Here is a 13,344-nt window from a genome sequence, read left to right on the forward strand (position 1 = left end):
AGAGCGCGGGCTTCATCGCAGGGGTGGCAGTTGGTAGGAAGCAGGCCGCCGGTCTGGCAGTGAAATAAAAGCAAACGGGGCCATCAGGCCCCGGTGTCATCGTGAGGAAGCGCCTCTTTCGCGGCGAGTCTGGCCGCCTTCTTCTCGGCGCGGCGCCGTTTGAAGAAATCCGACAGCTGGGCCGAGCAGGCGTCGGCGAGCACCTCCCCCGTCAGTACCACCTGGTGGTTGTGGCGGGGATCCAGCAGGATGTCGAACACAGAGCCTGCCGCCCCCGTCTTCAAATCCCGGGCACCATAGACCACCCGCTTGACCCGGCTGTGGATGAGGGCGCCGGCACACATACAGCAGGGCTCCAGCGTCACATAGAGGGTGGTGTCGAGCAGGCGATAGTTTTCAAGCTGCTTGCCCGCTTCCCGAAGCGCCATCACCTCGGCATGGGCGCAGGCGTCGTGCTCGCTGATGGAGCGATTCCACCCCTCTGCCACTATCTTGTCCCCCAGCACTAGCACGGCGCCCACCGGGATCTCGCCTATCCCCTCTGCCCTGGCTGCCAGGGCCATGGCATGGCGCATCCAGCGTTCGTCCTCCTCGCGCTGGCTGATCTGTGCTGCAACTTCAGATGGTTTCACGCCCTGATCCTCTCGTCGATATGATGTCGGCTTGCCTGGCCCCTGCACGGCATCGGCCGCGTACTCCCGGATTGCTGCGTCCCGGCCCTGGGCACACCGGGCCCCTTCCCCCTCGCGCTAGCCGGTAGCCGGTAGCCCACGGCAGAAGATGCTGTCAATGAAAGAGAGGCCAAAGGCCCCGGCGACATCGGAACACCCCGAGTTGGGTGTTCGCCACCCTGTGCCCGCCTAAGGGGGCGGCGATTATGCCAAAACTCCGGCCAGGGCCCAAGTTGCATCTTGGCTGAACAATAAAGAAGCAGTCGGCATCTCCCTGATAAAAAAGGAGTTGCGCCCGCCAAATCATCCGATTAGACTTCCTCCCCGTCAGCCGAGCTGACTCCGTCGGTGTGTAGCGCAGCCAGGTAGCGCATCTGCATGGGGTGTAGAGGGTCGGAGGTTCGAATCCTCTCACACCGACCAAATTCCCCGAGAATAGCCCAGTCAAACGACTGGGCTATTTTTTTGCCTGCACGCCCGACGCTTGCCTCTTTTTCCTCTCGCCTCCCCCGTTCATCGGGTCGCCGCTTTTTATTGGCATGAATTTTATACAGAACCACTTGAAGCTTTCATAAAGTGCCGCTAGGATACGCAACTTTTCCGCCGGCCATAAAAACAGGGAGGTGGACACTAGGGTGATGGAATCACCGACCGGCTTGCAATCAATGAGGCAAGCATCCATGACCCAAGCTGTTGACTCCCAGCCCGTTCAGCCCCTGATCTCCCCCACGCCTTCCGAGCTCGATTCCGCAGAGCACGGGTTTGGCAGTTCAGTGCACCTCGATGTGATCGATCTCGCCGCCCCGGATGAAGATTACTGAGACGAGCCCGTGCCATAGTGCGGTTCAAGACGCCGGTTTTGCTGTCCGGCACCGCCCTTGACCCAGGCCAACAGACCGCCACCGCAAATAACGACAAAATGCTAGTTTTTATTCAAAAATCAGTTTAATTGACCATCTGCTGCGTTCCAACCTCCCTCTCCTTCATGGACACGCCTTGATACAAACCTACGTTATTGCTCGTCATTTCCCTCTCTCCTGTTCGCCTTCGCCATTTTGACTCAATTTGACATTTTAGTTTTAAACGCCAGTTCACTACCCGGTTACTTCATAGCCCCCATGCAGGCTGGATTGAACGAAGGCATTTCATACAGCTGTTTTTGCAAAGCTTGGAGTAATGTCGGGATTTGTTTTTGCATTTGTAATTTTATTACGTAATTAATTACATTTTTAACCCATCCCCTCTACCGAAATCCTCCCCCCTGCCGCCCCGGCAACCCAAGAGCATAACCATCTGCAAAGAGCTTTTGCACTAATCACATAAATCCATTTAAAACAGCATCTTAACTATCATCAAAAAACACCTGTTTTAAAAATCAAGTTGACGAACCCGCCATTCTTTTGCACCTTATGAATCGTGTTACCCCGCTGTTACGGGGAGTTTGAAAGAAAGGGATGTAGACGTTAGTCGTAGTTAATAAATTCAAAATGTAACTTTTGGAGGAGTACCCACTATGTCGGCACCGGCCCAGACCATCAGCAGCACCCGCCTGCGCATTCAAGGCGAGATGCTTCCCGATTACGCGCAGATCCTGACGCCGGATGCGGTGGCCCTGGTGTCCGAACTGGTGGAACGTTTCGCTCCCCAACGCAATGAGCTGCTGAAGCAGCGAGTCGCACGCCAGGCCCGTATCGATGGCGGCGAGTTGCCGGACTTCCTGCCAGAGACCGCCCATATTCGCGATGGTGACTGGACGGTGCGCGGCATCCCCGCCGATCTGCAGGACCGCCGTGTGGAGATCACCGGCCCGGTCGAGCGCAAAATGGTGATCAATGCCCTCAACGCCAACGTCAAGGTCTTCATGGCCGACTTCGAGGACTCACTGGCCCCGGCCTGGAACAAGGTGATCGAGGGCCAGATCAACCTGCGCGATGCGGTCAACGGCACCATTGCCTACCAGAGCCCGGAGGGGAAGGCCTATACCCTGAATCCCAATCCGGCCGTGCTCATCTGCCGGGTGCGCGGTCTGCATCTGCCGGAGAAGCACGTCACCTTTGATGGTGCCCCCATTCCCGGCGGCCTGTTCGACTTCGCCCTCTATTTCCTGCACAACCACAAGGCGTTGCTGGCCAAGGGCTCCGGTCCCTACTTCTACGTACCCAAGCTGCAGAGCCATCTGGAAGGGCGCTGGTGGAGCGAGGTGTTCGCCTGGACCGAGGACAAATTCGGTCTGCCCCGCGGTACCATCAAGGCCACCGTGCTCATCGAGACCCTGCCGGCAGTATTCGAGATGGACGAGCTGCTCTATCAGATGAAGGATCACATCGTCGCCCTCAACTGCGGTCGCTGGGACTACATCTTCAGCTATATCAAGACCTTGAAGAACCACCCGGATCGCGTCCTGCCGGATCGTCAGGTGGTGACCATGGACAAGCCGTTCCTCTCTGCCTACTCGCGACTCCTTATCAAGACCTGCCACAAACGCGGCGCGCTGGCGATGGGGGGCATGGCCGCCTTTATTCCGGCCAAGGACGCGGCAGTCAACGAACAGGTGTTTGCCAAGGTGCACGCAGACAAGCAGCGCGAGGCCGACAACGGCCACGATGGCACCTGGGTCGCCCACCCCGGTCTGGCCGATACCGCCATGGCGGTGTTCAACGCCACCATTCCGGCGGGTGCCCAGAACCAGATCGGCGTGCTGCGCGAGCAGGATGCCCCCATCACGGCGGCCGACCTGCTGGCCCCCTGTGAGGGTGATCGCACCGAGGCGGGCATGCGCACCAATATCCGGGTCGCCCTGCAATACCTGGAAGCCTGGATCAACGGCAATGGCTGCGTGCCCATCTACGGACTGATGGAAGATGCCGCCACCGCCGAGATCTCCCGCACCTCCATCTGGCAGTGGATCCGCCACGGCAAGACCCTCTCCAACGGTCAGGCGGTGACCAAGGCGCTGTTCCGCCAGATGCTGGCCGAGGAGCAGGAGGTGGTCAGAGGCGAAGTGGGCGAGGCCCGCTGGCAATCGGGCCGTTTCTCCGAGGCTAGCGCCCTGATGGACGAGATCACCTGCGCCGACACACTCATCGATTTTCTGACGCTGCCCGGCTACGAGCGGCTGTGAGACCCGGGCCGGTAACGGCCCCCATAACAAGTCAATGGAAACGTGAAATCAATGAAAGAGGGAACTGATATGGCACTGACCCGTGAGCAACAGATCCAGGCTATCGAGAAAGACTGGGCAGAAAACCCCCGCTGGAAAGGGATCAAGCGCGGCTACAGCGCCGAGGACGTGGTGAACCTGCGTGGCAGCCTGCAGCCGGCACACACTCTGGCCCAACGCGGCGCCGACAAACTGTGGGAGCTGATCCACGGCGGCGCCAAAAAAGGCTATGTAAACTGCCTCGGCGCCCTGACCGGCGGCCAGGCGGTGCAGCAGGCCAAGGCCGGCATCGAAGCCATCTATCTCTCCGGCTGGCAGGTGGCAGCGGACAACAACCTCTCCTCCACCATGTACCCGGATCAGTCCCTCTACCCGGCCAACTCTGTCCCCTCCGTGGTGGAGCGCATCAACAACTCCTTCGCCCGGGCCGACCAGATCCAGTGGGCCAACAAGGTTGGACCAGAGGACAAGGGCTTCATCGACTACTTCCTGCCCATAGTAGCGGATGCGGAAGCCGGTTTCGGCGGCGTGCTGAACGCCTTCGAGCTGATGAAGGGCATGATTGAAGCGGGCGCCGCCGGGGTGCACTTCGAAGATCAGCTGGCTTCCGTGAAAAAATGCGGCCACATGGGCGGCAAGGTACTGGTGCCGACCCAGGAAGCGGTGCAGAAACTGGTTGCTGCGCGCCTCGCGGCAGATGTCTGCGGCACCACCACCCTGGTTATCGCCCGCACCGACGCCAACGCAGCGGATCTGCTGACCACGGATGCCGACCCTTACGATGCCGGCTTCCTGACCGGTGAGCGCACCAGCGAGGGCTTCTACAAGGTGCAGGCCGGTATCGAGCAGGCCATCTCCCGCGGCCTGGCCTACGCTCCCTACGCCGACATGGTGTGGTGTGAAACTGCCAAGCCGGACTTGGACGAGGCGCGCCAGTTTGCCGAGGCCATCAAGGCCCAGTACCCGGACAAGATCCTGGCCTACAACTGCTCCCCGAGCTTCAACTGGAAGAAGAACCTGGACGATGCCACCATCGCCCGCTTCCAGCAGGAGCTCTCCGACATGGGCTACAAGTACCAGTTCATCACCCTGGCGGGCATCCACAACATGTGGTTCCACATGTACGAGCTGGCCTACCAGTACGCCCGTGGCGAGGGGATGAAGCACTATGTCGAGATGGTGCAGCAGCCGGAATTCGCCGCCGCCGAGCGGGGCTACACCTTCGTGGCACACCAGCAGGAAGTGGGTACCGGTTACTTCGACAAGGTGACCACCGTCATTCAGGGCGGCCAGTCGTCGGTGACCGCGCTGACCGGCTCGACCGAAGAAGATCAGTTCCACTGATAGCTGTGTAATGCTCGCAAACAAACCCCGGCCAAGTCCCGGGGTTTGTCGTTATGGGGCTTAGAACCTCTCCCAGTAGGCGTAATCGTTGAAGGCAGTTTGAACACGGACAGCGCGCAGAAACCGGAGCGTACTGTAGTACGTGAGGATTTCGAGCACTGCCCAGGTTCAAAATGGCGAATAAGATAGCCTAATGGGATAGGTTTTCAGAGCTCGAGGATCTCTTTGACGAAAGGGATGGTCAGCTTGCGCTTGGCACGGAAGGAGGCGTTGTCGAGACGATTGAGGGTGGCAAGCAGGGTGCGCATGTCGCGGGAGAGGCGGTTGAGCAGGAAACGGCCCACGTCGATGGGCAGCTTGAAACCCCGCAGCTCGGCGCGCAGTTGCAGGGCGCTGAGTTTGCCCTCGTCGTCCAGCTCGTCGAGGTGGAAGCTCACTCCCCAGTCGAGACGGGACGCGAGATCCGGCAGTTGCAGCCCCAGCTTGCGTGGCGCGCTGCAGCCGGTAACGATGAGCGTCCCCTCCCCCTTCTCCTTCCAGCGATTGTAGAAGTCGAACAGGGCCCGCTCCCACAGGGCGTTGCCGGCGATCGCCTCCAGGCTGTCAAGACAGACCAGGGGCAGGCTCTCCAAAGCATCGAGCATGCTGGGGTCAAGCTGCTCGAATTGATCGAGGGAGAGATAGGCCGCCGCCGCGTCGCGGGCGTTGACCTCGGCACAGGTGGCATGGAGCAGATGGGAGCGGCCCGACCCCTTGGCTCCCCAGAAATAGAGGAAGGGCGAGCCCTGACCGATGGCCGCATTCTTGAGGGCGGTGATCAGGTGGGCGTTGTTGCCGGGATAAAAACTGACGAAGGTTTCATCATCCGGTAGTTGTACGGCTAAAGACAGTTGGGCCGGTTGCTTCACTCGTTGGGCTTTGACTGTGATATTTGCGGGCAAGTGTATCACCAGCGGGGCAGATAGAGAACCGCCCGGACCATGCCGGGCGGTCAGGATCCTTCCCCGGGATCAGGGCTGCGACCATTGATAGCGCAGGCCGCTCTCGTTGTCTTCCACCTGATGCAGGCGGCTCTCCAGTTGCAACCCCCTCACCAGCTCGGCCTTGTCCCCCTGCAGCGAGAGGTTGAAGGTCACCTTGTCCCCTTCCAGCTTGCCGATGGCCACCTTGGTGACACTGGCCATCCCCTGCAGCAGCTTCTGGATCTGGATCATGCCATCGATATCGGACAGCCCCTCCACCACCAGGGTCTGGCTGGAGGCGACACCGGAGAGACGGGTACCGTACTGCTGCACCAGCCAACCGGCCAGGGCATCGGCAAAGCCCTTTGCCACCTCGGCCTGGGTACCTGAACCCGAGCCATTGGTCAGCTCGGTCAGCTCTCCTGCCTGCGCCCCCGGCTTGGTACCATAAAGACCCCAGTCGATGCTCCAGGCCTCCCCCTCCGGGCTCAGTTTGCCGAGCACCACCATTTCGGCGCCGTAACGCTGGCTCGCCTTGAGCACGGGATCGGCAAAGCGGCCCCAGACATCGGTGGCATTGACCGCCATGTTGTCATCCAAGTCCATCAGCGGGAGACTGACCGGCAGCCCCATGGCCTGAGTCTGGGCACGCAGCGCCTCGGACCAGCCATCGCCGGACTGATCCGGCAGAATGCGCCGCTCCCCTTCGCCGACCACCAGCCAGATGGCGACCTGCGGCCGCACCGGGCCAAGCAGGGCAAACTTGCTCTGGCCGACCAGGGCGTTCACCTTGGCCACATTGAAATCCGCCTTGAGAAACTTGACCGAGCCGATGTCCTGATAGCTGTATTGCTGCACATAATCCGCCGGCGCCGCCAGGGCCTTCACCACATCCGGCTGGGTGAGGATATCGCGCTTGCCCGTCACCTTGACGAGCACATCCCCCAGCGCCTGGGACTGGGCGGCCGTCATGTCGCCACTGGTGGGAGCCTTGCCCTGATAGAGGTCGGTTACCTGGGCGGCCGATACCACGAGTGGCAGACAGCAGCAGAGGAGAGTCGCTAAGCGTTTCAGCATAAAGAAGATTCTCGAAATGGGGGATGGTGCTTATGGTAGCGGCAAGGCGCGCATGGCAGCAAGCAAAGGGGGGAGAAACAGCGGAGCCGGCAGGGTGCCGGCTCCGTTTGCGCGCCTTGGGCGCGGCGATGGGGTGATGCTTACTTGGTGCCGAAGATCTTGTCGCCGGCATCCCCCAGACCCGGGACGATATAGCCCTTCTCGTTCAGCCCCTGGTCGATGGAGGCACAGAACAGCTCCACGTCCGGGTGAGCGGCTTCCAGGGCCTTGATGCCTTCCGGCGCGGCAACCAGCACCAGCACCTTGATGGACTGGCAACCTTTCTTCTTGAGCAGATCGATGGTGGCGATCATGGAGCCGCCGGTGGCCAGCATGGGGTCGATGACCAGGGCCAGACGCTCTTCGATGTTGCTGACGATCTTCTCGAAGTAGGGGACAGGCTGCAGGGTCTCTTCATCGCGATAGATACCGACCACGCTGACGCGGGCGCTCGGCATGTGCTCCAGCACCCCGTCCATCATGCCAAGACCGGCGCGCAGGATGGGCACCACGGTGACCTTCTTGCCCTTGATCTGGTCGACTTCCACAGGGCCGTTCCAGCCATCGATGGTCACTTTTTCGGTTTCGAAGTCAGAGGTCGCTTCGTAGGTCAACAAACTGCCCACTTCCTTGGCCAGTTCACGGAAACGCTTGGTGCTGATGTCGCCTTCGCGCATCAGGCCGATCTTGTGCTTGACCAGGGGGTGTTTGACTTCAACGACTTTCATTATTATCTCCTCTAACCGGCGCCAAAAAAATCGCGGAATCATACAACAAAAGCCACGGCTTGTAGAGCTTTTCGATTCAAAAACGCGCAAACGATTTTCTTTCTGGTTTTTCGTGCCCGCTGGTAGAATACGCCCCGAATTTTACCCTCCACTTCTTTATATGACGGGGAATACGCGTGACTGACAAAACCTCACTGAGCTACAAGGATGCTGGCGTAGATATCGATGCCGGCAATGCACTGGTTGAACGTATCAAGGGCGTGTCAAAACGCACTCGTCGTCCTGAAGTCCTTGGTGGTCTTGGCGGCTTTGGGGCCCTGTGTCAAATCCCTGCTGGCTACAAGGAACCGGTACTGGTCTCCGGTACCGACGGGGTGGGCACCAAGCTGCGTCTGGCCATCGACCTGAAGAAGCACGACACCGTGGGGATCGACTTGGTCGCCATGTGCGTCAATGACCTCATCGTGCAGGGCGCCGAGCCCCTCTTCTTCCTCGACTACTATGCCACCGGCAAACTGGACGTGGACACTGCCGCTGCCGTGGTCACCGGCATCGGCGCCGGCTGCGAACAGTCCGGCTGTGCCCTGGTTGGCGGTGAAACTGCCGAAATGCCTGGCATGTATGAAGGGGAAGATTACGACATCGCCGGTTTCTGCGTCGGCGTGGTGGAAAAGAGCGAGATCATCGACGGCAGCAAGGTTGGCGAAGGGGATGCCCTGATCGCCCTGGCCGCCAGCGGTCCCCACTCCAACGGCTTCTCCCTCATTCGCAAGATCCTGGAAGTCTCCAAGGCCGACGTGCAGCAGCCGCTGGGTGATACCACCCTGGCCAACGCCCTGCTGGAGCCGACCCGCATCTACGTGAAGCCCGTGCTCAAGCTCATCAAGGAGTGCGAGATCCACGCCCTGTCCCACATCACCGGCGGCGGCTTCTGGGAGAACATCCCGCGCGTGCTGCCCGCCAACACCAAGGCGGTCATCGACGAGCAGAGCTGGCAGTGGCCGGCGGTGTTCAGCTGGCTGCAACAGGCAGGCAACGTCACCCGCCACGAGATGTATCGCACTTTCAACTGCGGCGTCGGCATGATCATCGCCCTGCCGGCGGATCAGCTGGACAAGGCCCTGGCCCTGCTCAAGGCCGAAGGCGAAAACGCCTGGCACATCGGCCACATCGCCAAGGCGGCCGATGGTGAGGAGCAGGTCATCATTCAATGAATGATCGGATCAACGGCCAGATGACCTCCATGAAACGCATCCTCGTCCTCATCTCAGGCAGCGGCAGCAATCTGCAGGCCATCCTCGATGGCTGTGCCGGCGGCAAGATTGCCGGTCAGGTGGTCGGCGTCATCAGCAACAAGGCTGATGCCTATGGCCTGGTGCGGGCCAGGGAAGCCGGGGTGGCAACCGCCATCCTGGCTCAGCAGCAGTTCGCCAGCCGGGAGGAGTATGATGCCGCCCTGCTGGCCCTGATGGCGGATTATCAGCCGGATCTGGTGGTGCTGGCTGGCTTTATGCGGATCCTGAGCGCCGACCTCGTGCGTCACTTCGCGGGGAGGATGATCAACATCCACCCCTCGTTGCTGCCGAAATACCAGGGTCTGCACACCCACCAGCGCGCCATCGAGGCCGGTGATGACGAGCACGGCGCCAGCGTCCACTTCGTCACCGAAGAGCTTGACGGCGGCCCGGTGATCCTCCAGGCACGGGTCCCCATCTTCGAAGGGGACAGTGCCGACGAGGTCGCCGCCCGGGTCCAGGTGCAGGAGCACAGCATCTACCCCCTGGTAGTGCAGTGGTTCTGTGAAGGGCGCTTGCAGATGCGAGAAGGGTCTGCCTTCCTCGATGGCAAGCAGCTTGGCCTGGCAGGCTATGCCAGCGAGTAACCGCTAGCAGCAGTAAGACACAACAAGGGAGGCTTAGGCCTCCCTTGTCATTTCCATCGACCAGCGCAATGGTTGTCATCACGTCCGATGACGCCGCTGCGCGGCTAATCGGCCCTACACCGGATTGTCGATATCTATAAAGGTCACCTCCAACCCGTGTACGGTGGCGAGCCACTCTCCCAGCGCCTTGACGCCGTAACGTTCGGTGGCGTGGTGGCCTGCGGCGTAGAAGTGCATGCCCATCTCGCGGGCGGTGTGGATGGTCTGCTCGGAGGCTTCGCCGGAGATGAAGGCATCGATGCCCTGCTCCGCCGCCTGGCTGATGTAGCTCTGACCACCGCCGGTGCACCAGGCCACGGAGCGGATGAGCTCGGGACCACTGTCACCACAATGAAGCGGCTCGCGACCGAGACGCTCGGCAATCAGCTTGGCAAAATCGCTGCCGCTCATGGGCTCCTCCAGCTTGCCCACCATGGCGACGCTCTTGCTGTTCCAAGGTTCGAGCCCGCGACGCACCTTGATGCCGAGCAGCTTGGCAAGCTGGGCATTGTTGCCCACCTCGGGGTGCACGTCCAGCGGCAGGTGATAGGCAAACAGGTTGATGTCGTGGGTCAAGAGGGTCTTGAGACGACGCTGTTTCATGCCGGTGATCTGGGCCGGCTCGCCGCTCCAGAAGTAGCCGTGATGAACCAGGATGGCATCGGCCCCGGCGGCCACGGCGGCATCGATGAGGGCCTGGCTGGCGGTGACGCCGGTCACCACCTTGCGAATGCGCTCACGCCCCTCCACCTGCAGGCCGTTGGGGCAGTAATCCTTGATGGCATGGGGTTCGAGCAGGTGGTTGAGCAGGCTTTCCAGTTTACGATGAGAGATCATGGGGGTCTCCTAGCTGGGCTCCCCACGCACTGTGCGGGGAGCCGGATTCCGATCGTCAGAGCCCATGATAATCGAGCCGGACCGGCAAGGCCATGCGCCTGTCAGGCCTAGGCGGGCAGCTCGATGCCGGCGTCACGCATCTGGGCCAGCTTGTAGCGCAGGGTGCGCGGGCTGATGCCGAGCTTGTCGGCCACCGCTTTGCGACTGCCGTTGCACTCCTGCAGGGTGTCCAGAATGATCTGGTGCTCCTGCTGCTTGAGTTCGCCGCCGAGCCCCTCCCCTGACAGCCGCTCGAGCGGCCGCACCAGGGTCTCGTCCGTCTCTTCCAGGATCAGGTGCTCACAGTCGATGAGGCCGTCTGGGCAGAGGATCAGGGCCCGCTGCACCACGTTGTCGAGCTCGCGCACGTTGCCGGGCCAGGGGTGAGCCATCAGACGCTCTCGGGCGTCCTCTGCGAGCTGCGGCGTCGGCAGCCCCATCTGGCTGGCATGCAGCGCCAGCAGATGCTCCGCCAGGGGAAGAATGTCCCCCGGGCGCTCCCAGAGCGCCGTCCAGCGCAGGGGAAAGACGTTGAGGCGGTAGTAGAGATCCTCGCGGAACAGCCCGTCCTGCACCGCTTTTTTCAGATCCCGGTTGCTGGTGGCAATGACCCGCACATCGAGGGGGATCATCTTGCGACTGCCGAGCCGCTCCACCTCTTTCTCCTGCAAGACCCGCAGCAGCTTGGCCTGCAGCCCCAGATCCATCTCGGTGATCTCGTCGAGCAGCAGGGTTCCTCCCTGAGCCTGCTCGAACTTGCCAGGGCACCCCTGCACCGCACCGGTGAAGGCGCCCTTCTCATAGCCAAACAGGGTCGCTTCCAGCATGTTCTCCGGAATGGCGGCGCAGTTGATGGCGACGAAGGCCTGCTCTGCCCGGCTGGAGTGGTCGTGAATATAGCGAGCCAACACCTCCTTGCCCGTCCCGCTCGGTCCGGTCACCATGACGGTGGCTTCGCTTCTCGCCACCCGGGTCGCCAGCTGGAACAGCTCCGCAGTCCTGGGGTCCCCGTACACCACGGCACGCTTCTCCACCTTCTGGGCCGGCACATAACGGCTGACCTGGTTGAGCAGCACCTCGGGGGAGAAGGGCTTGGCCAGATAGTCGATCGCCCCCTCGCGCATGGCGCGCACCGCCCCGTCGATGTTGGCGTAGGCAGTCATCAGGAGCACAGGCACCTGGGGATATTGCTGGCGGATGTTGGCGAGCAGGGTCAGACCATCCATGCCCCCCATCTGGATGTCGGAGATCACCATGTCAAAGCGCTGACGGGACAGGGCAAGCAGGGCCCGCTCGCCGCTGTCCACCTCGCGGCACTCATAGCCACCGAGCAGCAGGGTATCCACCAGCGCCTCGCGCAGGCCGTTGTCATCTTCCACCACCAGAATGCGAGCCTGGGTCATGCCACACCTCCTACAACCAACATGGCCTTGTCGAGAATCATCTTCACCGGCGCTCCGGCTTTTGCGCGCCTCATGCCACGCCCCCCAACTGAACCTGTTGCTGATGCAGGGGGAAGGACAGGGTAAAACAGGTGCCCTCGCCAGGGACCGAGGCCACGCTTACCTCCCCCTGATGGGCTCGTACCACCGACTGCACCACCGCAAGACCGAGGCCCGTGCCCTGAGATCGGGTGGTAAAGAAGGGTTCGAAGATCTGGTTGAGCAGGGAGGGGGCCATCCCCTTGCCGTTGTCGATGACCCGCATCTCCACCCGGTTGCCGCTGCGCACAGCGCTCACCAGGAGCGAATCGGCGCCAGCCTGCCGGGCATTGGCGATGAGGTTGTTGATGGCCCCCGCCAGGGCACTGCTGTTGGCAAGCAGACAGAGATCGGGCTCAGGGGCCTCCAGATGCAAGGCGCACCCCTGCTGCTGGCAGAAGGCTTCGGCCCCCGCCTGCACTTCCGCCAGCAGGCCCTGCACCGAGAGGGGCGCCACCACCTGGTTGTCGCCATTGCGGGCAAACAGCAGGATGTCGTTGATCTGTTTTTCCAGGTCTTGCAACCTGGCCATCAATTTTTGCTGGAACTGGCTGCGGGATTCAGGCTTGAGGGTGCGGTTGGCCAGGTTGGCCGCATAGAGCATGGCGGCGGAGAGCGGGGTGCGGATCTGGTGCGCCAGGGAAGCCGCCATGTTGCCAAGGGCGGAGAGGCGCTTCATGTGGTTGACCCTGTCCTGCAACTGGCGGGTCTCGGTCAAGTCGGTAATGAACACCAGTTGGCCGGGCTGATCCGGCAGCGGCTGGGTCGACAGCTGGACCCGGCGGCCGTCGCGCAAGGAGATCTCGTGACCGTCATCCTCACGGGGTTCGAAGCAGCGGGCGATGATCTGGCGCCAGGAAAGGCCTTCCAGTGGCTCTCCCAGCAGCGCCAGGGCGGCAGGGTTTGCGCGGGTGATCAGCCCCTCGCCATCGAGCAGCAGCACGCCGGTCGGCAGCGCCGTGAAGATGGCGTAAAGCTGACTTACTACATGTGACTGGAGGGGGGCATCCTGCTGCAAGATTGTCATAAAGCTGACCTCAAACTGGCGATTGAGTCAGCTTATTCAATTTCCATGCCAGAAAAAT

12 protein-coding genes and 1 tRNA gene are annotated in these 13,344 nt (G+C 61.4%); 6 read left to right on the forward strand and 7 right to left on the reverse strand.

Annotated features, from left to right (window positions below; genetic code table 11):
• Positions 1 to 83: 83 nt before the first annotated feature.
• Complete coding sequence (tadA, locus tag C2U37_RS23105; protein WP_104453130.1) at positions 84 to 632, reverse strand: tRNA adenosine(34) deaminase TadA; 549 nt, start codon at positions 630 to 632, stop codon at positions 84 to 86.
• 385 nt (positions 633 to 1,017) lie between these two features.
• Here tadA and C2U37_RS23110 point away from each other — a divergent pair.
• From C2U37_RS23110 to aceA, 4 genes are all read left to right on the forward strand, one after another.
• Positions 1,018 to 1,094 (forward strand) — tRNA-Pro (locus C2U37_RS23110).
• A 257-nt stretch (positions 1,095 to 1,351) separates the two neighbouring features.
• Complete coding sequence (locus tag C2U37_RS24955; protein WP_010675269.1) at positions 1,352 to 1,492, forward strand: hypothetical protein; 141 nt, start codon at positions 1,352 to 1,354, stop codon at positions 1,490 to 1,492.
• A gap of 692 nt (positions 1,493 to 2,184) precedes the next feature.
• On the forward strand, positions 2,185 to 3,792 hold the full coding sequence (aceB, locus tag C2U37_RS23120) for a malate synthase A (RefSeq protein ID WP_104453131.1): 1,608 nt from the start codon (positions 2,185 to 2,187) through the stop codon (positions 3,790 to 3,792).
• 69 nt (positions 3,793 to 3,861) lie between these two features.
• Positions 3,862 to 5,175 carry an isocitrate lyase gene (aceA, locus tag C2U37_RS23125; protein ID WP_104453132.1) on the forward strand — a complete coding sequence of 438 codons (1,314 nt, stop codon included), beginning with the start codon at positions 3,862 to 3,864 and terminating at the stop codon, positions 5,173 to 5,175.
• Between the two features lie 206 nt (positions 5,176 to 5,381).
• On the opposite strand, the gene hda is transcribed toward aceA, so the two are convergent.
• The 3 genes from hda to upp all read right to left on the reverse strand — a co-directional run bounded on the left by hda (position 5,382) and on the right by upp (position 7,981).
• Positions 5,382 to 6,083 carry a DnaA inactivator Hda gene (gene hda, locus C2U37_RS23130; RefSeq protein WP_010675272.1) on the reverse strand — a complete coding sequence of 234 codons (702 nt, stop codon included), beginning with the start codon at positions 6,081 to 6,083 and terminating at the stop codon, positions 5,382 to 5,384.
• Between the two features lie 102 nt (positions 6,084 to 6,185).
• On the reverse strand, positions 6,186 to 7,214 hold the full coding sequence (locus C2U37_RS23135; protein ID WP_103260416.1) for a DUF2066 domain-containing protein: 1,029 nt from the start codon (positions 7,212 to 7,214) through the stop codon (positions 6,186 to 6,188).
• 140 nt (positions 7,215 to 7,354) lie between these two features.
• A complete protein-coding gene (gene upp / locus C2U37_RS23140; RefSeq protein WP_005302745.1) occupies positions 7,355 to 7,981 on the reverse strand; it encodes a uracil phosphoribosyltransferase in 627 nt (208 codons plus the stop codon).
• 176 nt (positions 7,982 to 8,157) lie between these two features.
• Between upp and purM the strand changes: the two genes are divergently transcribed.
• Together purM and purN are read left to right on the forward strand one after the other, a co-directional pair.
• Positions 8,158 to 9,195, forward strand: a complete 1,038-nt coding sequence (gene purM / locus C2U37_RS23145) for a phosphoribosylformylglycinamidine cyclo-ligase (protein ID WP_052815406.1) — start codon at positions 8,158 to 8,160, stop codon at positions 9,193 to 9,195.
• 29 nt (positions 9,196 to 9,224) lie between these two features.
• Positions 9,225 to 9,863, forward strand: coding sequence for a phosphoribosylglycinamide formyltransferase (gene purN, locus C2U37_RS23150; protein ID WP_042017578.1), 639 nt, complete (start codon positions 9,225 to 9,227; stop codon positions 9,861 to 9,863).
• Between the two features lie 114 nt (positions 9,864 to 9,977).
• On the opposite strand, the gene C2U37_RS23155 is transcribed toward purN, so the two are convergent.
• From C2U37_RS23155 to C2U37_RS23165, 3 genes are all read right to left on the reverse strand, one after another.
• A complete protein-coding gene (locus tag C2U37_RS23155; RefSeq protein ID WP_104453133.1) occupies positions 9,978 to 10,739 on the reverse strand; it encodes a Nif3-like dinuclear metal center hexameric protein in 762 nt (253 codons plus the stop codon).
• Positions 10,740 to 10,846: 107 nt separating this feature from the next.
• Positions 10,847 to 12,181, reverse strand: coding sequence for a sigma-54-dependent transcriptional regulator (locus C2U37_RS23160; protein WP_010675277.1), 1,335 nt, complete (start codon positions 12,179 to 12,181; stop codon positions 10,847 to 10,849).
• A gap of 70 nt (positions 12,182 to 12,251) precedes the next feature.
• Positions 12,252 to 13,286 (reverse strand): sensor histidine kinase, encoded by a 1,035-nt coding sequence (locus C2U37_RS23165; protein WP_104453134.1) that lies wholly within the window; start codon positions 13,284 to 13,286, stop codon positions 12,252 to 12,254.
• Between the last annotated feature and the right edge of the window lie 58 nt (positions 13,287 to 13,344).

Origin of the sequence: Aeromonas sp. ASNIH1 (assembly GCF_002934285.1) — a bacterium.
Taxonomy (GTDB): domain Bacteria; phylum Pseudomonadota; class Gammaproteobacteria; order Enterobacterales; family Aeromonadaceae; genus Aeromonas; species Aeromonas caviae.